Below are 19805 nucleotides of genomic sequence, written 5' to 3' on the forward strand. Positions count from 1 at the left end.
ATTAGGCTTTGTTAATGCTAGATAATAAAGCTTGTGCTTGCGCTTTTTGTTGGCGGTTACCTTGCTGCATGATTTCTTGCAAGATCGCCCTGCTTTGAGAAATCTCACCCATATCGCGGTAACTTGAGGCTAAATCTAACTTGGTGTTCATTTCTTCCTCATGGGTTAGGTATTCCAAAGGCTCATCAGCTTGGTTATGCATATGCCTTTGGCCAGTTAACATGGCCTCTATGTCAGTCGACAAGTGTAATTGGTCATCTTGAATTTCAGAGCTAAAACCCTGCCGCGCTAACTCTGCTTCTTCTCGCTCTTGCTCACGCAATAACTCTTCAATAAAGCTGCGCTCTGGCATGCCCCCTTGCATTTTTTTAGCCCCTGTATGCAAATCAGCTTGTTTAGCACTAGGCGCAGAGTCATAGTCAGTCAAAGGCTCTAGGCTCACAGTCTCTGCATCTGCAATCTCTGGTGTGATTGGTGGTGTGGTTTTATTTTTTCTGCGCCGAATCAACCACCAAACTAAGGTCATGCCAAACAGTGCAGGTGCCCATATAAATGCCCAGATTTTAGCAACATCAAGCCACGCATAAAACTGGTCATATTGGCTGTTTTCTTCTTCAATTTGTGCTGCCATATCAATCTTTTCTTGCGTTGCTAACAACTCCTGTTTGGCCGTTTCTAGATCTTGCTCTGCCTTGTTTAGATCAGCTTGAGTAGATTCAAACTGCTGATCTAGGCTCAGCATGTTGGTTTCTAGCTGAGTTCTCTGGGTATTAAGTTCTTTAATACCTTGCTCTTGTACAGCCACACCTTGAACTAAATTCTCATTAGTTGTGGCTAGCAACTCTTGTTGCGTGACTGCCTCTTTGTAATCAGCTTGCAGACTTTTAACTTCTTCTTCCAGCGCTTGGGACTGAGTGGATAACAGTTTAAGTTTATCCTGCTCAACTTTTAATAAGTCAGTGGTTAAAGGTTGATTAGACGCAGTTTCATTAGCAGTTTTTGGGGTGGTGACTGCAGGCTTTGGTGTTTTCTTAACGGGGGCTGGAATTAAAGCGTCATAAGCCGTTTTTGCTTGTTTAGCATTGAGGGCGTTAACTTCTTCAGGCGTGGGCAAGCGCAGCTGACTATTGACTAACAATTGACGAATATCACCATCCTTATAAGCCAAAGGATTAGCTTTATAAAGGGCTATTAAGGTTTGCCAAGGACTGATGCCTTGGGGACTATTATTGACTGCAATACGCCATAAAGTTTGCCCTGGTTTAACCAGCACTAGGGGCGGTGCAACAACAACCGTGTCTAATTTAGTGGTTTCAGCCTGAGATGCCACTAATTGCGCCACAGCTTCTTCGAGCACAACCTCAGCTTCTAATGTTTCTATGGGTGTTGCTTCCTGCTCCGGAGTAGGTTGTATGGGGCTTTCATTAATGGTTATAGGGCTACCAAAAGGCGGGAGTGTGACGGCATATTCGGCTAATAACCGGCCACCCAGATAATCGACTTCAAAAATAAGATCAAGCGTTGCTTGCTCCACTGGTTGTTGACCAAATACTTCAATAAAATAACGACCCTCTTTCTCAACAACTTTGACATCGAGCTGCGAGTACCATTGTTGGTAAGGTAAATTGGCTGCCATAAATTGCGCCAGTCCTGCCACCCGAGCGGCCATCGAGTTTGGCAAAACACCTTCTGCCTCTACCAATTCTACCTGTAACTGCAAAGACTGCTGCTGGGTCGAATATAACTGTATTTTTCCTAAGGCAATCGCTTGCACGTTTGCGCTTAAAAAAATACTAGTGAAACCAAGCAAATAAATTACTCGCTTCAAGGTTATGGATATCATGTTTACGCCTACTCCAGCCGAAAGAACCACCATTGTCGCAGCCTTGGGGCTACAAAAAAAAACGCCTGAGCGCCTTTTTTAAACGTTAACACATTTATGTATCTAACAAAATTCGCAACATCCGGCGCAAAGGCTCTGCTGCACCCCACAAAAGTTGATCACCTACGGTAAATGCTGATAAATATTCAGGCCCCATATTGAGCTTACGTAAACGCCCTATAGGCACATCCATAGTTCCTGTCACCCGCGCTGGGGTCAGTTCAGACATGGTCGTTTCACGATCATTTGGTATTACTTTAACCCAATCATTGGCCTTGGCAAGCATGTCTTCAATCTCGTCCATAGGCACATTTTGCTTCATTTTTATGGTTAACGCCTGACTGTGACAGCGCATAGCACCTACCCGAACGCACAAGCCATCTACTGGAATAATCTTATTAGTGCGACCCAATATTTTGTTAGTTTCGGCTTGAGCCTTCCATTCCTCACGACTTTGGCCGTTATCTAACTGCGAGTCGATCCAAGGAATCAAACTGCCAGCTAAAGGCGCACCAAACTGACTGGCATCATTGTCACCGGCATTGATGGCAGCTGAAACTTTGCGATCAATGTCTAAAATGGCAGACGCCGGATTAGCCAACTCACCTGCCACAGATTGGTTAATGTAACCCATTTGATTGAGCAGTTCTCGCATATGGCGAGCGCCTCCACCTGAAGCTGATTGATAGGTCATGGCTGACATCCATTCAATCTGGTCAGCAGCAAATAAACCACCTAAAGCCAACATCATTAAGCTGACAGTGCAGTTGCCACCAATAAAATCGGTTTTACCCTGAGCTAAGGCCTGATCAATCATACCACGGTTAACTGGATCCAGAATAATCACACTGGCATCTTGCATGCGCAAGCTAGACGCTGCATCGATCCAATAGCCTTTCCAACCAGCCTGACGCAAGGGGGCATATACACGATCCGTATAATCACCACCCTGACATGAAATAATAATATCCATGGTTTTAAGGGTGTCAATGTCGTGGGCATCTTGCAAAACCGGTGTATCTACACCAAAGTCAGGCGCCGCTTGGCCAGCCTGAGAGGTGGTAAAGAATATCGGTTCGATGATCTGTAAATCATTTTCTTCTTGCATACGCTGCATCAATACTGACCCAACCATGCCACGCCAACCTACGAGTCCTACACGCTTCATTTGCTTCAACCCTGTGTATTAAAAATATGTGCTAAAAATGTATGTCAAAGATATTGCATAAAGGCTACTTTACCAGCCTATATAAGAACCTATATAACAACCTTTATAAAGACCGTTATATTAACCCTTAACCAACGCAGAAACCACGGCAGCACCCATGGATTTAGTATCCACTGTTTGGTTACCTAGGGAACTTATGTCCTCTGTGCGCAGGCCTTGATCTAACACCACACTCACAGCAGCTTCAATGGCATCAGCCGCAGCACCTTGGTTTAAAGTATAACGCAGCATCATAGCCGCTGATAAAATAGTAGCCAATGGGTTAGCTTTACCTTGACCCGCAATGTCTGGAGCCGAACCATGGCAGGGTTCATACATGCCTTTGCCTGATTCATCTAAGGAGGCGGAGGGCAGCATGCCAATCGAACCCGTGAGCATCGCTGCTGCGTCAGACAATATATCGCCAAACATGTTGCCAGTGACCATGACATCAAACTGTTTCGGCGCACGCACCAACTGCATGGCGGCATTGTCTACATACATATGACTGAGTTCGACATCTGGGTAGTCCTTTGCCATCTCATCCATCACTTCGCGCCACAGCACCGTCACTTCTAATACATTGGCTTTATCGACCGAACACAACCTACCACTGCGGGCTCGAGCTGCTTCAAAAGCCACCTTACCAATGCGCCGAATCTCTGATTCTGCATAAACATAAGTGTTGTAACCTTGGCGTTCACCGTTATCCAATACCCGAATGCCACGCGGTTGGCCAAAATAAATACCCCCAGTGAGCTCACGCACAATGAGAATATTTAAGCCTGATACAATTTCAGGTTTTAAACTCGACGCATCGGCCAACTGTGGGTACAAAATAGCCGGCCGCAGGTTACCAAATAGGTTCAAGTTAGAACGTAAGCCCAATAAACCCTTTTCTGGGCGAATGGCCATATCCAAAGCATCCCACTTAGGCCCGCCCACGGCACCTAATAAAATCGCATCTGCCGCTTTAGCGGCGGTTAAGGTGGCTTCAGGCAGGGGGCCACCTGTAGCATCAATGGCACTGCCACCGACTAATGCACGACTAATGTTAAGACCTAAATCAAATTTATGATCCACTGCATGCAGCACCTTTTCAGCTTCAGCCACAATTTCTGGGCCAATACCGTCACCAGGCAAAACCAATACATTATGTGTCATGTCATTATCTCTGTTGTGTTATCTCTGTTCTGTTTTATGGGGTATTTAAATCCTTGGGTGCGTGTTAAACAAACAACCAAGGTGCCTGCTGCTGACGCTTTTGTTCGTAGCGCTTAATCTGACTGGTTTTTTCTAAAGTTAAACCAATATCGTCCAAACCGTGCAATAAACAATGGCGCCTGAAACTATCAACACTAAATGCAATGTCGCCTGCGCTACCGCCAGTAATTAATCCTGTCTCAAGATCCACCGTTAACTCGAACCCAAGTTGACCTTGTGCATCTTCAAACAATTGATCCATCTGCTCATCCAATAGGGTAATGGGTAAGATGCCATTTTTAAAACAGTTATTATAAAAAATGTCAGCAAAGCTTGGGGCGATAACGCATGAAACACCAAAATCGAGTAACGCCCAAGGGGCATGTTCGCGGCTTGACCCACAACCAAAGTTCTGCCTTGCTAAGAGTATCTTAGCACCTTGATAGCGTGGATAATTAAGCACAAAGTCAGTATTTATCGGCCTTTGCGTAGAATCTTGGTCAGGTTGACCTTCATCAAGGTAACGTAATTCATCAAATAAATTAGGACCAAAGCCAGATCGTTTAATCGACTTTAAAAACTGCTTAGGAATAATCATGTCTGTATCGACATTAGCACGATCTAGAGGCACGGCTATACCACTTAATTGAGTAAATGCTTGCATCTTATAAGGCTCCCTTAAACTCGCGAACGTCAACAAAATGCCCTGCAATGGCGGCCGCAGCGGCCATTGCAGGACTAACCAAATGAGTACGTCCACCAAAGCCTTGGCGACCTTCAAAATTACGATTCGAGGTCGATGCACAATGCTCACCTGACCCTAATTTATCGGCATTCATGGCCAAACACATAGAACAGCCAGGTTCACGCCACTCAAGCCCTGCATTAGTAAAAATGGTATGCAAACCCTCAGCTTCGGCTTGCGCCTTCACCAAACCGGAACCTGGCACCACCAAGGCCTGCTTCAACGTTTTTGCCACCTGATGCCCTTCCACTACCGAGGCTGCTGCGCGCAGGTCTTCAATGCGGCTATTGGTACAAGAGCCAATAAATACACGATCTAATTGAATGTCAGTGATGGCCTGACCTGCAGTTAACCCCATATATTCAAGAGCGCGAGTCATACCCGAGGCTTTTACCTCATCTTTTTCTTGAGCAGGGTTAGGCACCCTGGCAAATACAGGCACCACCATTTCTGGCGAAGTACCCCAGGTGACTTGGGGTGCCATACTGGCACCGTCTAGCACCACCACATGATCAAACTCAGCGTCAGTATCAGAGTGTAAGTCTTGCCAAGCGCTCACAGCTAAATCCCAGTTCGCTCCTGAGGGCGCAAAGGGACGCCCCTTAACATAGTCAATGGTGGTTTGATCTACTGCCACCATACCCACGCGTGCACCTGCCTCAATGGCCATGTTACACACCGTCATGCGGCCTTCCATGGTCATGTCTTCAAACACTTGGCCACCAAATTCAATGGCATAACCCGTGCCGCCAGCGGTGCCAATAACACCAATAATAGCCAACACCACATCTTTAGACGTGACCCCATCGCCGAGTACACCATCTACCCGCACTAACATGTTTTGAGATTTTTTTTGAATCAAACACTGAGTGGCCAACACATGCTCCACTTCTGAAGTTCCAATGCCGTGGGCTAATGCCCCCAAAGCGCCATGAGTAGCGGTATGGGAATCACCACACACAACAGTCATACCGGGCAAAGTAGCGCCCTGCTCTGGGCCCACCACATGTACAATGCCTTGGCGCTCATCTTGCATTTTAAATTCGGTAATACCAAACTCATCACAATTGTCACCCAAGGTCACCACTTGAATCTTAGATACAGGGTCGGTAATACCCTCCACACCAATGACCCGCTCGTCAAAAGTGGTCGGTACGTTATGATCTGGGGTGGCTAAGTTAGTGTCAATGCGCCATGGCTTGCGGCCTGCAATACGCAAGCCCTCAAAGGCTTGGGGTGAGGTGACTTCGTGCAATAGGTGTCGATCAATGTAAATCAAACAACTGCCATCGTCTTGTTGGCTAACAAGGTGGGCATCCCATAACTTGTCATAAAGAGTTTTACTGGCCATGTGGTTTCCTGAGCACAGATTAAAGTGGTAGTATTATAACCCTAGCCAAAGCATAACTCTAATTCCAATTAATTTATATTTCCATTCCATTTGGTAATTTTAAAAGATAATACAATCTATCAACATAGCAGGTATAACTTTAAATCTAGCACAGCAGCCTATTCACTTTACTGCTTGGTAATGCGAGCTACACGGTGACAGTCATCAAGGTTGAAATGATCACTACAAGACAACATATAGGGGTCAATGGCAGTCAACCACACCCAATCTAAGCTTTTTGTTTTGTTTATAGTTGCATTGCTGCCTCTGGCTGGATCAACGCTATTGAGGGAATGGTCAAGCCAACGCTTTCCCATGCCGTAACGTTGAGCAAACCCTCTGGTGTGAATCCATGCGTAGGGATCACATTTAAAAGCACGACCTGCTGCTGAGTGATCGATCGCTGAATCTAGCAAAAGCTGCTCATGGGTTGGCTCAATCGCTTGTGCCGAACCACTCATGACTAAGTAAATAATTTTTGGGTATTGCCGCCTTGCGATTAGCTTGATGCTTTTCCAGCTTTGTTTGATTTTCATGCTTAGCTGCCTTTGATGGATGCCATGCTTGGCTGCTTTTCTGAGCTCATAGCTAACTCACTGCTAGTGCCATGCTGGGAGGCCGGCTCTTTAGTGCTTTCTTTTGAGCCTGCGGGGTCTGGTGCTAGTCAACGCCAACGCTACCCATTTGTTTTAGTTCACGAAAGCTATATTTGCTCGCCCTGAGTGTATAAAAGTTTTAAATTCCGTTTTAGAGTGCAAACAGGTATTCTTCAGCCATGGATAGTTTGGCATTAAAAGCCTTTGTGGTGGTCGCAGAACAACGCTCGTTTTCACGCGCGGCAGACCAGCTGTTCCTCACACAACCGGCCGTAAGCAAACGCATTGTAAAGCTTGAAGAACAACTAAAAACTCGCTTATTTGATCGCATTGGCCGCACCGTGTCCCTAACCATGGCTGGGCAACACTTATTGCCTAAGGCGCGAGTGATCTTGCAGGCGATGGAAGATAGTGCCAACGAATTGACTAACTTATCAGGCCGTGTGGGCGGGACTTTGCGCATTGCCACCAGTCATCACATTAGCTTGCATCGATTACCAGCGCCATTGCGCTTGTTTATTGCCCGCTACCCCCAAGTAGAGTTAGACATTCAGTTTGCCGAATCAGAGGTCATTTATGAAGGGCTGTTACAGGGCCGCTGGCAGCTTGGTATTATCACCCTCAACCCCAACCCTCACCCCCACATACAGCAACAGGTTATTTGGCAAGATCAGATGCAATTTGTAGCGGCACCCGATCACCCTTTAAGTTTACAAAGTGCGGTTGATTTAAATCAGTTGAGTAGTTTTCCTGCCCTATTAAGCAAATCTAATACCTTTACCCGCGACATCGTAGAAGCACGCTTCGCAGCCCACCAATTAGCTTTAAATGTGGCCATGTCGACTAACAACTTAGACACTATCCGGATGATGGTTAGTATCGGCATGGGTTGGAGTGTTTTGCCAGAAACATTAATCAACCAACACCTCAATATTATCGCCAGCCAAGCAAAACCAATCGTCAGACAGTTGGGCTGTGTTTGGCATCAACAGCGAAGTTTATCCAATGCCACGGTGGCCTTTATGGACCTGTTGCGAGGGTCATAAAATGTTCTATTTTTTATCACTCATCACAGTAAGTAATAAGGCCTAGTCATGGGACTTTTAGAGAATATAAATAAAGCCTAATATTTTCTGAAAAAAGATCACATAACCCCTCATTTTATGGTTCCCAATAGGGCAAACCTAGTTTAGAATGCGAGCCAATGTATTAGGGCAACTTTGATGCTAAGATCAATCTTAGTGCAGAGCGTTCCAAAATAAAAAAAGAGGCAGACATGTCCATCAAAAAACCGATTCGCTACGCTTTTTTGCAAATCCCTAATTATTCCATGGTGACCTTTTCATCGGCGGTTGCTAGTCTCCGTGGTGCCAACTATATTAGCAAACAAGATCTGTATGCATGGCAGGTTGTGTCCATGGATGGTGTTCCTGTAACTGCCAGTGTTGGTTTTGAAGTGACGCCCACTTTGCATGTTAATGACCTTAACTTAAATGATCTAGAAGCCGTTATTGTGTGCGGGGGTACTTTTATTGATCGAGCCTACGACAAAAATACCATTACGTTTTTACGCAAAGCCGCGAATGCTAAGATTAAAATTGGATCAACCTGCACAGGCAGTTATTTATTAGCCGCTGCAGGCCTTTTGGATGGTTACAAATCCACCATTCATTGGGAAAACTTAGCCAGCATGCGTGAAGAATTTCCTAATGTATTAATGTCGTCTAATTTATTTGCCATTGACCGAGATCGGTTTACCTGCTCAGGTGGTAATTCTTCCTTAGACATGATGTTGCAATTTGTCAGTAACCATCACGGCCCTGAATTGGCCGCTGCGGTGTCTGAAATGTTTATCATGGAGCGTATTCGTGATCACCACGATACTCAGCGCATTCCCTTACGTTTGCACCTTGGTAATAGCCAGCCTAAATTGATTGAAGCCGTGGCTTTGATGGAAGCCAATTTAGAAGAAACCATTAGTTTGGATGATTTGGCCCAGTATGTTGGTGTGTCACGTCGACAACTAGAGCGACTGTTTCAAAAACACTTAAAATGCGTGCCATCACGCTACTACTTGGAATTGCGCCTTAACCGTGCGCGTCAGCTTTTGTTACAAACTAACTTATCAATCATTGATGTGTCATTGGCTTGTGGCTTTGTGTCTGCTCCCCATTTTTCCAAATGCTACCGAGATTTTTTCGGTATCCCGCCGCGAGAAGAACGGCGCCGTTTCTCCCCAGGCCAAAGTGTGCGTGCTGCTGAACAGAGCCTCAAAGAAGACGTCTCAGACGACACCCCAAATAACGCCCCAGAAGACACAAGTATCGCCTTTGATGTCGATATACCAAGCAATCACCCATCTGACTGGCCTCGATCTTAAAACCCAACACAGGGCCGTTTTGAGTTGGCCATGCGCACCAGTAAAACCAAACCCAAAGTTAAATGGCTTTATTAGGCGTTAAGAATCGCCATAGCTAGCTCACTGCCCGGTAAATCGAGGGCAGCAATCCAAACCATCATGCCAATCAGTGCAGCAGCGGTGAGTAAATACCAAATTAAACTAAAAACTATACCGTAGGTGTTGAGTTTTGGTTTGGGGTCCTCACCAAAGCTTTTCCAGTCAGCTAACAAATCCACCAAACCCATAATCCCAAAAAAGCCAATTAAGGCAAAGCCATGGGTAAAACTATAAAAAATAAGTAACCCAGAAATAACCACTAACCCAACATAAATAAAACGGCTACGACCTGAATAAACCAAGGCTTTCACGACGCGACCACCGTCTAAGGGATAAATGGGTAACAGGTTAACAAGGTTAATTAAGGCACTCACTGAGGCCACAAGACCCACAAAGTGGTTACCCGTAAGCACAAACCCAATAAAAAACGCCACGCTCATGCCTAAGCCAAAAACAGGTCCCATCATGGCAATATAAAGTTCTTGCCAATGGGTTTTGGGGCGATCACCTACGGCAATACCTCCAACAAAAGGAATAATGTAAATGCCCTTAGTGGGGATGCCAAAGCGTTTCATAGCCCACATGTGGCCATATTCGTGGAACATTAAAATTGCCAAAAGGGTGACTGCAAACTCGAAACTGAGCATGATGGTCCAGCCTGATAGGGCCATAGCCACTAGCGCCACTTTCAGCACTTTAACACTTTTGAAGAGCTTAAAGGCAATGCCGATTATTACTCCCAAACGTGCACGGTTATTGGTCTGCATAATTTCGACTAGCTCCTGCGGCGGCGGCGTTTCTTTTCGCCCCCTTCAGTTTCTGCTTTAGCTTCTTTCATAGGTGGCAAAGTGACTACCTTTTCCAACTCTGGAAAGGCATCCACCTTGTTAGGAAAAGCCATTGCATCTATAAATAGTTGTTGAAAGTCAGGTTCTACAGCAGTTTCTATTTTTTCAATCTTGCGCACAACCTGTTCAATTTCGGCGCGTGATGACTCGTTTAGCAAAGCAATACGAGCGCCAGTACCCGCCGCGTTACCTGCTGAGGACACTTCATCCAGCGCACAATCCGGAATCAATCCTAGAACCATGGCGTACTTTACATCAATGTGGCTGCCAAAAGCGCCAGCAAATCGAATGCGGTCTACTTTGTCTACTTGTTGATACTGCATCAACAACTTAACCCCAGCATATAAAGCCGCTTTAGCCAGCTGAATAGCTCGAATATCATTTTGCATGATTTTCACGGCACCGCGTGTTTCCGTGGCGGGCATAATTTCATATGAAAAAGTCCGCCCATCGGGCTGAATGCGGGCATTCATAGCTGCCAAGCCACCATCGATGACACCGTCTTGGGTGACCACACCCGCCAAATACATTTCGGCCACTACTTCGATAATACCCGAACCGCAGATGCCCGTAATGCCTGTTTTTACTGTCGCTTCGTCAAAGCCTTCAGCATCAGACCAGAGCTCACAACCAATCACTTGAAAGCGAGGCTCCATGGTAATTGGGTCAATACGAATACGTTCAATAGCCCCTGCTGCTGCCCGTTGACCACAGCTAATTTGTGCACCTTCAAAGGCCGGTCCCGTTGGGCTTGAGCACGCCACTAATCGATGTCGATTACCCAGTACAATTTCAGCATTGGTTCCCACATCGACCAATAAAGTCATTTCATCATGATTATAAGGTTCTTCTGCCAGCACCATGCCCGCTGTATCTGCACCGACATGCCCCGCGATGCAAGGTAACAAATAAGCCCGTGCTTGTGGGTTAAGTTTTACGTCTAGGGTGCTAGCTAAGGTGTTGACTGCCATGTCTGTGGCTAAGGCAAAGGGGGCACCTCCCAACTCGACCGGGTTAATGCCCAATAACAAATGATGCATGATGGGGTTAGCCACAAAGGTAATTTCTAATAAATCTGTGGTTTCACATTGCACTTGTTTGACCAGGTCTTTCACTAAGCCATTGAGTGCCTCACGCACGGCGTTGGTCATGTCAACTTCGCCACCCGGGTTCATCATCACATAGGACACCCGACTCATTAGATCTTCACCGAAGCGAATTTGAGGATTCATCACGCCTGCGCTAGCTACGACTTCACCACTGGACAAATTACATAAATGCGCAGCGATAGTGGTAGAACCCACGTCCACAGCAACACCATAAATGGTGTCTTTTAAACCTGGCCAAAGTGCAACTATTTGCTCACCTTGACGCACAGCGACGGTTACACCCCACTTACCGGCTCTTAGAATGGGTTGTATGGTGGCCAATAAAGCCACATCGTAAGACAAGTCCAATAATTGCCAATCGGCTTCTAGGGCATTCAATAAACGCCTCAAATCACCAGAGGGGTCATGCATGTCTGGTTCTTGCACTTCGACATAGTACAAACGAACCAATGGGTTGATGGCAATATCGTGCAACTCTGCATCTTTGCGCACCATTTGATGATGCACTTGGCTTTCTGCCGGAACATCCACCACAATGTCATTGAGTACCTTAGTATGACAGCTTAAACGTCGACCTGGTTTCAGTTCCCTGCGTTCCGCAAATTTAAGTTCAGGGGCAGTAATGGGCTCTAAACTATCCGCGCTGGAGGTAATACCGAATTTGGCAAATTCGCCCTCACTAACAAAGATTTGGCAACGGCCACAAATACCTCTGGCTCCACACACGGAATCTATATCCACATTAAGATAACGCGCTGCTTGCAACAAGGGCGTTCCCACTGGGAAGCGCCCGCGCTTGCCCGAAGGAGTAAAGACGACTAAAGCTTCATCGGTGTTAGGCTGGCTCATGGGGTCACCTCAATGGGTTTATAGTGAGCTCAATTTAAACTTGAGCTCTGCTGTGTTCATGGTGTTTAATTTTGCACAAAAAAGGGCCTGCATGGCCCTTTTTGATTATTTAATACGCATCAATCATAACCTAAGCGCGCCGGCGACCCGTGCGGCTACCCCGGGCACCAGTGCCCTCTGCAGCTGGGTCGCGGTAGGCTTTAATCCAATCTTTACATTCTGGGTCATGGCCCATCATTAGGTTACCCCCTCGCACGCCTAACATCACTTCAGCATGCATTGGGTTGATGATAGCAGAGGTCATACCCGAGGCCACTGCACAGGCAATGAACGCACAGTTAACGCCATTGCGATTAGGTAAACCAAAACTAAAGTTAGACGCACCACAGGTGGTGTTCACTTTAAGTTCATTACGCAAGCGGTGAACTAGCTCCATCACCTGACGGCCAGAGGTATTAATCGCTCCAACGGGCATCACTAATGGATCGACCACCACGTCTGAAGCAGGGATACCATAGTCAGCAGCACGCTGCACAATTTTCTTGGCCACTTCAAAACGCACGTTAATATCTTGTGAGATTCCAGTCTCGTCATTAGAAATGGCAACCACGGCGGCACCGTATTTTTTAACCAGGGGTAAAACTCGATCTAAAGACTCGTCTTCACCAGTCACAGAGTTTAATAAAGCTTTACCTTTGTAGACAGCAAGGCCTGCCTCTAGGGCATCAATAATGGACGAATCGATGCATAATGGTACATCGACTAAAGCTTGTACGAGTTGTATCGTTTTGGCCAAAATAGCCGGTTCATCAGCTAATGGAATACCCGCATTAATGTCTAAAATAGTAGCTCCAGCAGCAACCTGAGCTAAGGCATCTGCTTCTACACGACTAAAATCGCCATTTTTCATCTCTTCAGCCAATAACTTACGGCCTGTCGGGTTGATGCGCTCTCCAATTACTGCGAAGGGACGGTCAAAACCAATAACCACTTCTTGAGAAGCGGAGCTGATAATCGTATCAGTCATTTAAAATTCCTGCTTTATAGTCTAATAAAAGCCAGTTATCTGGCCCAAAAATTAAGAGTTAATTGTGAAGCTTTTACCGCTTAGTTCAAACCGGCCATCTTGCACTTGGTACATCCATGCAGCTGATTTCTTTAAGCCACCCAAAGGGTATAAATGGCACTGAGAAATTAAACAATCAGGGTCGTTATGCATGCCTTGAACCAAATCACGCATGAGTTCACTTGGTTCTGAAGAGGGAGCATTAACGAACTTGCCTAAGAATGAGTCTTTAAGGCCCAGTTTCACCATATTCATGGGATTACGCGTTAAAAAACGCACCGATGCGCCTACACCACAGTGAGCCGCATGACGCATGAGGGTTTTAATGGTGGCAAGACCCGGCACGCCAATATGAATGGGTAGCTCGTTACCCACGGCACGAATACTGCGTTCCCATGCAAAAATAGGCTCAGCTTCAAATACAAACTGTGTGGCTAGGTACAAGCTCATATCCGTTTGTTTGGCAAAATCGTTTTTTTGTTTGATGGCTAAGACACAGTCTTGTGGGCTTATGTCTGGGCTACCCTCTGGATGGCCAGCTAGACCCATTTTCAAAATACCATATTTTTCAAATAAACCCGTTTGTAACACCTCTATAGAAGATGCAAACTCTCCAACCGGAGTGTTCACTCCACCACCAATTAACAATCCTTCGGTCACACCCGTCTCACCTTGCAGTGTCGCTAGATTTTCTTCCAAAAAATGGGCTGATGGAATAGATCGAGCGGCAAAGTGCGGCACTGGGTTAAAACCTTCATCTTTTAATCGGCGCACACTATTCACCGTGTCAGCAAAGTCTGATCCTGGAAGAAAGGTCACGTATACAGTGCAGCCCGGACGCAACAGTTGCCTGAAATCTGCCACTTTAGCCGCCCCACCAGGGGTCACTTCGACAGTGGTTTTTTGCATCAAGTCAATAATAGCTTGTTTTTCTGTGACAGCATTTAGCGCCATTAGTACTTCTCCACAAAATAAAATGAGTTGCGTAATAAATTATTCAGCAATGCCGCCAGCAGCAATTAATACCGCCAAACGCTCTTCGGTATAGTCTGTTTGTATTTGATTGACTGTGGTTTCTAAAATCGCTTCTATGTCGTCACCACAGGCTGTCGTATCCCGCCTCCACTCTGACAAATAACCATCACTACCGTAGAGGCCAGCGCGCATAGCGGCTTTATCCACGGCTTTTTCAAAGCGCTCTTCCAAGGGACGCTTGGCGCTGTTGCGTCCTTGCTTAACAATGACTTGGGCGGGAATATCACGCCACATTACGATGGTTAGCTTGGCCATTTAATTACCTGTTCTGTGTAGTTACTGTAATGAGTAGCCAACTCTTTAGCCATTTGGCCATAGCCTGTTTCTACTCGTTCATACTTTAAGCCTAGTTTTGCAGCAGCGGCTTGAGCGAATTGGTCAAGTTGACGATTAGGTTCCTGCACTAAGTAGACTAATTTTGTGTAATGAGCAAACATCATCTCAATCAATTGTGGATGTTTATTAAGCCCCATGCCTTCCATGATGAGTTGTTCAAAATGTTTAGCAAGATAGTCGGTCAGGTAAAAAGTGCCTAATTCATGTTCTGCCATGGCAGCAAAGTTTTCACTGCCACTATAAAATTCATAGCAGTGAGCGCCTGATAATCGTTTAATGTTGTATCGTTGCAACACTTTATCAAGCTGCCCACCCGTGCCACAATCGCCAAAAGCGGCAAACACGTGATCATAATCTGCGGCGTAAGTTGCGAGCCGCTCTTCCACTGCCGCAGGGATTTTCTCTGGGCGGTTGTGCAGTTCTGCTGGAATTTGTGTCACTTTCAAATGCTGCCAGCCACTACTTTTAGCCACTGCCATCACTTCTCGCGCAATGGCACCACAGGTAATCACAAGTAGGCTGGCAGGTTGCATCATTAAGCTAACAATAATCTAACATTAATCTAAGCAGCGCGCTTTTCAGCGATAAATTTCTTTGCTGTTTCTACTGCAACTGCAGCATCACGACAGTAAGCATCAGCACCAACGGCATCTCCAAACTCTTCATTCAAAGGCGCGCCACCAACAAGAATAATAAAGTCATCACGAATGCCCTGCTCTTTCATGGTATCAATAACAACTTTCATATAAGGCATAGTAGTGGTAAGCAGCGCTGACATACCCAGAATATCTGGCTTATGCTCTTCTAAAGCGGCTAGGTACTTTTCTACTGGGCAATTAATGCCAAGGTCAATGACTTCGAATCCAGCACCTTCCCACATCATTGAAACTAAGTTTTTACCGATGTCGTGAATATCACCCTTAACCGTTCCAATCACTGCCTTGCCAACGGGCAGGGCTCCTGTTTCAGCCAATAATGGGCGTAATATTTTCATGCCAGCTTTCATTGCATTTGCTGCCATCAATACTTCAGGGACGAACAGGATGCCATCCCGAAAATCGATACCTACAATATTCATGCCGCCCACAAGGGCTTCATTAAGTACACGGTCTGGTAACCAGCCACGGCCTAATAAAATTTCTGTACCCTCCGCAATTTCATCTTCCATGCCGTCATAAAGGTCGTCATGCATTTGTACGGTGAGGTCTTCGTCACTAAGGCTATTGAGGTCAAGATCTTCTTCATACTGGTCGTCAGACATGGCTTAAACTCCTGCATTAACACTGGCATTACGATGAGGCTTCATAGAATGGCAGTATCAGGGCGCTAGATTATATAGGATGGTGATTTTGGGCTAACTTCCCTACGACAATGCATTATCGAAACGCGACTCATTAGATGACTTGTCGTTAGCTATTTAGCAGCCAGTATAGCACTAGCAAACCCCTACCTTACTTGAGTATTACCCACGTATGTTGAATGATATTCAAGTGCGTGTTTGTGCGTATTTACATTGCAACCCAACACCCGCCGTTTAGCGGCCTAACATGCGCACCAGATTTAAGATATTATATAAGGCTAATAGGCGGGCCTAAGCTTGACTCCTTCACGACTGGGCCATTTCTTTTATTCCAACATGAGTTAATCCATCATGGCACACCTTATTGACGGCAAGCAGTTCGCTGCCAAACTACGTGAGAAAATGACCGGTCAAATTGCGACTATTAAATCCAACCATAATGTGGTTCCAGGCTTAGCCGTGGTTCTCGTTGGTGAAGATCCAGCCAGTCAGGTATACGTGCGCAGTAAAGGCAAGCAAGCCAAAGAGTGCGGTATCACATCGATCGAACACAAACTAGACGTCACTACCACTGAAGAATTTTTGCTCAATCTCATTAATGATATGAACAATGATGCAGCCATTAACGGCATCTTAGTACAATTACCATTGCCTAAGCACATCGATTCAGCCAAAGTACTCGAAGCCATCGATCCTGCCAAGGACGTGGATGGTTTTCACCCAGTAAACGTAGGTTTATTATCAACAGGTGGCAAAGGCATGATCCCCTGCACCCCGCTAGGCAGCCTAATGATGCTGCAAGACTACCATAGTGACATGTCTGGTATGAATGCGGTGGTCATTGGACGTTCCAACATTGTTGGAAAACCCATGTTTAATCTTTTGTTACAGCAAAGCTGCACCGTAACCGTGGTTCACTCACGCACCAAAAACATCGAAGCCGTAGTGCGTGAGGCTGACATCGTTGTGGCAGCTGTTGGCGTGCCCGAGATGGTAACTGGTGACTGGATTAAGCCAGGCGCCACAGTCATTGATGTGGGTATCAACCGCATAGAAACAGCTGAAGGTAAAACTAAACTGGTGGGGGATGTGCACTTTGAAAGCGCTGATAAAGTTGCTGGCGCCATCACTCCAGTACCTGGTGGAGTTGGGCCCATGACCATTGCTTGCTTGTTGTTTAACACCTTGGTGGCTGCATGTCGCCACAACAACATTGACTTACCCAAGGTATAACGTCTAGCCAAGCTAGGCAATCACACAGTACACCCCCTGTTACAGGCCTCTTTTTGAGGCCTTTTTTGGAAGCCATGTTTTTTATTGCATGGGGTTGATTAAGTGCGTGCTTTAGGGGCGTAGTTTTGACCAATTGAACTGGCACAGATGCGACTCAAACGAGTAAAAGAAAAGCCTGTTTGCTGACGCCAACTGTTAAAACAATCTTGTACCTTAGCCAAGTCACGCTTGTTACTTGGCTGATCGGCAATGTCTAAGCCTGCATCTTGTAAACACATGACAACGTCAGTACTAAGCATAAACGTATCAAGACCCATTTGACGCAATATACGCGGCCCACTCATACCGCCCAACCGACAACCCGCTTGTTTTAAATGCCGGTATAGTCCAATTAAATCCTCTTGAGGCCATTGCTTTAAAAAAGCTGCATAACTTCCATACTCTCGACTTTGATCATCAATATAAGTCGCATTTTGGGGCACACTAATGATTTTTTGCATATTGCGCACGATGCGTTTGTCTGTGCCTATTTTTTCCCATTGCTCAGGGCTTAATAACATCATTTTTTCAGTATCAAAACCCAAAAATACAGTTTCAAAATCAGGCCATTTATTTTCGATGACTCGCCATACAAACCCCGCTTGAAATATCACCTTAGTCATCATGGATAAAAACCGATGATCTGGCTGGGAAATAAATGTTGCCATGGGCATCGGTTCTAAAACCCATAGCTCTAAGCCTTGCTCTCCATCTTTGCGCCGCAGAGCCCGCTTAAGAATTGGCTTAAAATCTGCCATGACCTGCCTCTCTATTGATTTTATAAGGCGATATTATAACCAAGTAAGCATCGAATTACTTGGCTTACTGAGTAAAGATATACCTTAGTATTAGGCCGATCCAAAGCAACCATTATTGCTACTAAATGCCATTACTTCGTTAATAACAGACACAAAAAAGGCCTCAGCTGAGGCCTTTTAAAACGCTTACACTGGTTTATTTATAAACTGGAAAACGGCTACAAAGCTCAGTGACTTTGGCTCTAACTTGGCTAATAACCTGCTCGTCATCAATGTTATCCATGACATCGCACATCCAACCCGTTAGGTCACGTGCTTCATCAGCACCAAAACCACGCGTGGTGATTGCTGGTGTCCCTACACGAATACCAGAAGTCACAAAAGGTGACTGTGGGTCGTTAGGCACTGAGTTTTTATTCACTGTGATATGCGCCTGACCCAAAGCCGCATCGGCAGCCTTGCCAGTAATGCCTTTAGCAATGAGATCAACTAGCATAAGATGATTCTCGGTACCGCCAGAAACAATCTTATAACCACGAGATTGGAACACCTCGGCCATAACCTTTGCATTAACACACACTTGAGCTTGGTATTCTTTAAAGGAAGGCTCCAGCGCTTCTTTGAAAGCCACTGCTTTAGCCGCAATCACATGCATAAGAGGTCCACCTTGCTGGCCAGGGAACACCGCAGAGTTAAACTTCTTCTCCAGATCTGGGTTGGCCTTAGCCACAATTAAACCGCTTCGGGGACCGCGTAAAGTCTTATGGGTGGTCGTAGTACAAACGTCTGCAAAGGGCACAGGATTCGGGTAATGACCCGTCACAACCAAGCCAGCCACGTGTGCCATATCAACCAGTAGATATGCCCCAACACTATCTGCGATGTCTCGGAACTTACTCCAATCCATTACCTGTGAGTAGGCAGAAAAGCCTGCTATGATCATTTTAGGCTGATGCTCTGTGGCCAGACGTTGGATTTCGTCGTAGTCTATGATACCCGCTTCATTGAGACCATACTGGATAGCATTGTAATTTTTGCCAGAAAAGTTAACGTGTGAACCATGCGTTAGATGACCACCATGAGCAAGGCTCATACCTAAAATAGTATCCCCTGGTGTGATTAACGCTTGAAATACCGCAGCGTTAGCCTGTGAACCTGAGTGGGGCTGAACGTTAGCGTAATCAGCACCAAACAATTGCTTGGCCCTATCGATAGCTAAGACCTCAGCTTTGTCGACAAATTCACAACCCCCGTAATAACGTTTACCAGGGTATCCCTCGGCATATTTGTTGGTCAAAACTGAGCCTTGGGCTTGCAACACGCGGGTGCTAGTGTAGTTTTCTGAGGCAATCAATTCCACATGGTGTTCTTGGCGCTGCTCTTCTTCTTGCATACTGGCCCAAAGTTCCGGGTCAAAGTCACTGATACGGTCGGACTTGTTAAACATTGCTTACTCCCAAACGATTAATTCCCAACTAAGGGACATAAAATGGCTAAAACTTAAAACTGATGAGACCCATTGAGTAGGGTCAAACTAAAATTCTTTCCTTATGTGCATCATAACGACTATGGCATCGCCCACTTAGTTTTTTACGACACTACATTATGTAACAGCGAATTGTGGGGCCTTAAAGCACTGATATAATGCCAGAATACATAAAAATATGGCAAAGCGGTGCTCCAAATAGATTAATTTTAGATATGTTTATTATGTGTTGGATCTATAAAAGGTCTTAGAGCGCAAATACTCA

18 protein-coding genes are annotated in these 19805 nt (G+C 45.7%); 3 read left to right on the top strand and 15 right to left on the bottom strand.

What is annotated here, in order from left to right; translation table 11 throughout:
- Window position 1: 1 nt before the first annotated feature.
- From ABXT59_RS07220 to ABXT59_RS07245, 6 genes are all read right to left on the bottom strand, one after another.
- On the bottom strand, window positions 2–1843 hold the full coding sequence (locus ABXT59_RS07220) for a FimV/HubP family polar landmark protein (RefSeq protein WP_443635137.1): 1842 nt from the start codon (window positions 1841–1843) through the stop codon (window positions 2–4).
- Window positions 1844–1937: 94 nt separating this feature from the next.
- A complete protein-coding gene (gene asd / locus ABXT59_RS07225; RefSeq protein WP_443635138.1) occupies window positions 1938–3050 on the bottom strand; it encodes an aspartate-semialdehyde dehydrogenase in 1113 nt (370 codons plus the stop codon).
- A gap of 120 nt (window positions 3051–3170) precedes the next feature.
- Complete coding sequence (leuB, locus tag ABXT59_RS07230; protein ID WP_443635140.1) at window positions 3171–4253, bottom strand: 3-isopropylmalate dehydrogenase; 1083 nt, start codon at window positions 4251–4253, stop codon at window positions 3171–3173.
- 64 nt (window positions 4254–4317) lie between these two features.
- Window positions 4318–4956 carry a 3-isopropylmalate dehydratase small subunit gene (leuD, locus tag ABXT59_RS07235; RefSeq protein ID WP_443635142.1) on the bottom strand — a complete coding sequence of 213 codons (639 nt, stop codon included), beginning with the start codon at window positions 4954–4956 and terminating at the stop codon, window positions 4318–4320.
- 1 nt (window position 4957) lies between these two features.
- Window positions 4958–6388, bottom strand: a complete 1431-nt coding sequence (gene leuC / locus ABXT59_RS07240) for a 3-isopropylmalate dehydratase large subunit (protein WP_443635144.1) — start codon at window positions 6386–6388, stop codon at window positions 4958–4960.
- 167 nt (window positions 6389–6555) lie between these two features.
- Window positions 6556–6963 carry a hypothetical protein gene (locus tag ABXT59_RS07245; protein ID WP_443635146.1) on the bottom strand — a complete coding sequence of 136 codons (408 nt, stop codon included), beginning with the start codon at window positions 6961–6963 and terminating at the stop codon, window positions 6556–6558.
- Between the two features lie 239 nt (window positions 6964–7202).
- Here ABXT59_RS07245 and ABXT59_RS07250 point away from each other — a divergent pair, with 239 nt between their 5' ends.
- Both ABXT59_RS07250 and ABXT59_RS07255 read left to right on the top strand, forming a co-directional pair.
- Window positions 7203–8069 carry a LysR family transcriptional regulator gene (locus ABXT59_RS07250; RefSeq protein WP_443635148.1) on the top strand — a complete coding sequence of 289 codons (867 nt, stop codon included), beginning with the start codon at window positions 7203–7205 and terminating at the stop codon, window positions 8067–8069.
- A gap of 230 nt (window positions 8070–8299) precedes the next feature.
- The gene (locus tag ABXT59_RS07255) at window positions 8300–9403 is read left to right on the top strand and encodes a GlxA family transcriptional regulator (protein WP_443635149.1); all 1104 of its coding nucleotides are present in this window, start codon (window positions 8300–8302) and stop codon (window positions 9401–9403) included.
- A gap of 71 nt (window positions 9404–9474) precedes the next feature.
- Here ABXT59_RS07255 and ABXT59_RS07260 read toward each other — a convergent pair whose 3' ends face one another.
- The 7 genes from ABXT59_RS07260 to ABXT59_RS07290 form a co-directional block, all read right to left on the bottom strand.
- On the bottom strand, window positions 9475–10248 hold the full coding sequence (locus ABXT59_RS07260) for a site-2 protease family protein (protein ID WP_443635151.1): 774 nt from the start codon (window positions 10246–10248) through the stop codon (window positions 9475–9477).
- 8 nt (window positions 10249–10256) lie between these two features.
- Window positions 10257–12287: an ASKHA domain-containing protein gene (locus ABXT59_RS07265; RefSeq protein ID WP_443635153.1), complete on the bottom strand. Its 2031-nt coding sequence runs from the start codon at window positions 12285–12287 to the stop codon at window positions 10257–10259.
- 130 nt (window positions 12288–12417) lie between these two features.
- Window positions 12418–13314 (bottom strand): dihydropteroate synthase, encoded by an 897-nt coding sequence (locus tag ABXT59_RS07270; protein ID WP_443635154.1) that lies wholly within the window; start codon window positions 13312–13314, stop codon window positions 12418–12420.
- A gap of 51 nt (window positions 13315–13365) precedes the next feature.
- Window positions 13366–14307: a hypothetical protein gene (locus ABXT59_RS07275; protein WP_443635155.1), complete on the bottom strand. Its 942-nt coding sequence runs from the start codon at window positions 14305–14307 to the stop codon at window positions 13366–13368.
- Between the two features lie 39 nt (window positions 14308–14346).
- Window positions 14347–14643 carry a virulence factor gene (locus tag ABXT59_RS07280; protein WP_443635157.1) on the bottom strand — a complete coding sequence of 99 codons (297 nt, stop codon included), beginning with the start codon at window positions 14641–14643 and terminating at the stop codon, window positions 14347–14349.
- Window positions 14631–15260 carry a DUF1638 domain-containing protein gene (locus ABXT59_RS07285; protein ID WP_443635159.1) on the bottom strand — a complete coding sequence of 210 codons (630 nt, stop codon included), beginning with the start codon at window positions 15258–15260 and terminating at the stop codon, window positions 14631–14633. The genes ABXT59_RS07280 and ABXT59_RS07285 overlap by 13 nt, the downstream gene beginning before the upstream one ends.
- Before the next feature lie 26 nt (window positions 15261–15286).
- On the bottom strand, window positions 15287–15985 hold the full coding sequence (locus ABXT59_RS07290) for a corrinoid protein (RefSeq protein ID WP_443635160.1): 699 nt from the start codon (window positions 15983–15985) through the stop codon (window positions 15287–15289).
- A gap of 390 nt (window positions 15986–16375) precedes the next feature.
- On the opposite strand from ABXT59_RS07290, the gene folD reads away from it, so the two are divergent.
- Window positions 16376–17257: a bifunctional methylenetetrahydrofolate dehydrogenase/methenyltetrahydrofolate cyclohydrolase FolD gene (gene folD / locus ABXT59_RS07295; RefSeq protein ID WP_443635162.1), complete on the top strand. Its 882-nt coding sequence runs from the start codon at window positions 16376–16378 to the stop codon at window positions 17255–17257.
- Between the two features lie 98 nt (window positions 17258–17355).
- Here folD and ABXT59_RS07300 read toward each other — a convergent pair whose 3' ends face one another.
- Both ABXT59_RS07300 and glyA read right to left on the bottom strand, forming a co-directional pair.
- On the bottom strand, window positions 17356–18054 hold the full coding sequence (locus ABXT59_RS07300; protein WP_443635164.1) for a DNA-3-methyladenine glycosylase I: 699 nt from the start codon (window positions 18052–18054) through the stop codon (window positions 17356–17358).
- A gap of 196 nt (window positions 18055–18250) precedes the next feature.
- The gene (gene glyA, locus ABXT59_RS07305) at window positions 18251–19501 is read right to left on the bottom strand and encodes a serine hydroxymethyltransferase (RefSeq protein WP_443635166.1); all 1251 of its coding nucleotides are present in this window, start codon (window positions 19499–19501) and stop codon (window positions 18251–18253) included.
- Window positions 19502–19805 lie beyond the last annotated feature (304 nt).

This window comes from Candidatus Njordibacter sp. Uisw_058, assembly GCF_047730065.1.
In the GTDB taxonomy this organism is placed as follows: Bacteria; Pseudomonadota; Gammaproteobacteria; order Pseudomonadales; family Balneatricaceae; genus Njordibacter.

Excerpts from the sequence above, each read along its gene's own strand:
- ABXT59_RS07260 (WP_443635151.1), bottom strand. The coding sequence starts at position 10,248 with ATGCAGACCAATAACCGTGCACGTTTGGGAGTAATAATCGGCATTGCC.
- leuC (WP_443635144.1), bottom strand. The coding sequence starts at position 6,388 with ATGGCCAGTAAAACTCTTTATGACAAGTTATGGGATGCCCACCTTGTT.
- ABXT59_RS07280 (WP_443635157.1), bottom strand. The coding sequence starts at position 14,643 with ATGGCCAAGCTAACCATCGTAATGTGGCGTGATATTCCCGCCCAAGTC.
- ABXT59_RS07270 (WP_443635154.1), bottom strand. The coding sequence starts at position 13,314 with ATGACTGATACGATTATCAGCTCCGCTTCTCAAGAAGTGGTTATTGGT.
- ABXT59_RS07300 (WP_443635164.1), bottom strand. The coding sequence starts at position 18,054 with ATGGCAGATTTTAAGCCAATTCTTAAGCGGGCTCTGCGGCGCAAAGAT.
- ABXT59_RS07285 (WP_443635159.1), bottom strand. The coding sequence starts at position 15,260 with ATGATGCAACCTGCCAGCCTACTTGTGATTACCTGTGGTGCCATTGCG.
- ABXT59_RS07265 (WP_443635153.1), bottom strand. The coding sequence starts at position 12,287 with ATGAGCCAGCCTAACACCGATGAAGCTTTAGTCGTCTTTACTCCTTCG.
- ABXT59_RS07250 (WP_443635148.1), top strand. The coding sequence starts at position 7,203 with ATGGATAGTTTGGCATTAAAAGCCTTTGTGGTGGTCGCAGAACAACGC.
- leuB (WP_443635140.1), bottom strand. The coding sequence starts at position 4,253 with ATGACACATAATGTATTGGTTTTGCCTGGTGACGGTATTGGCCCAGAA.
- ABXT59_RS07245 (WP_443635146.1), bottom strand. The coding sequence starts at position 6,963 with ATGAAAATCAAACAAAGCTGGAAAAGCATCAAGCTAATCGCAAGGCGG.
- ABXT59_RS07255 (WP_443635149.1), top strand. The coding sequence starts at position 8,300 with ATGTCCATCAAAAAACCGATTCGCTACGCTTTTTTGCAAATCCCTAAT.
- folD (WP_443635162.1), top strand. The coding sequence starts at position 16,376 with ATGGCACACCTTATTGACGGCAAGCAGTTCGCTGCCAAACTACGTGAG.
- ABXT59_RS07275 (WP_443635155.1), bottom strand. The coding sequence starts at position 14,307 with ATGGCGCTAAATGCTGTCACAGAAAAACAAGCTATTATTGACTTGATG.
- ABXT59_RS07220 (WP_443635137.1), bottom strand. The coding sequence starts at position 1,843 with ATGATATCCATAACCTTGAAGCGAGTAATTTATTTGCTTGGTTTCACT.
- ABXT59_RS07290 (WP_443635160.1), bottom strand. The coding sequence starts at position 15,985 with ATGTCTGACGACCAGTATGAAGAAGATCTTGACCTCAATAGCCTTAGT.
- leuD (WP_443635142.1), bottom strand. The coding sequence starts at position 4,956 with ATGCAAGCATTTACTCAATTAAGTGGTATAGCCGTGCCTCTAGATCGT.
- asd (WP_443635138.1), bottom strand. The coding sequence starts at position 3,050 with ATGAAGCGTGTAGGACTCGTAGGTTGGCGTGGCATGGTTGGGTCAGTA.
- glyA (WP_443635166.1), bottom strand. The coding sequence starts at position 19,501 with ATGTTTAACAAGTCCGACCGTATCAGTGACTTTGACCCGGAACTTTGG.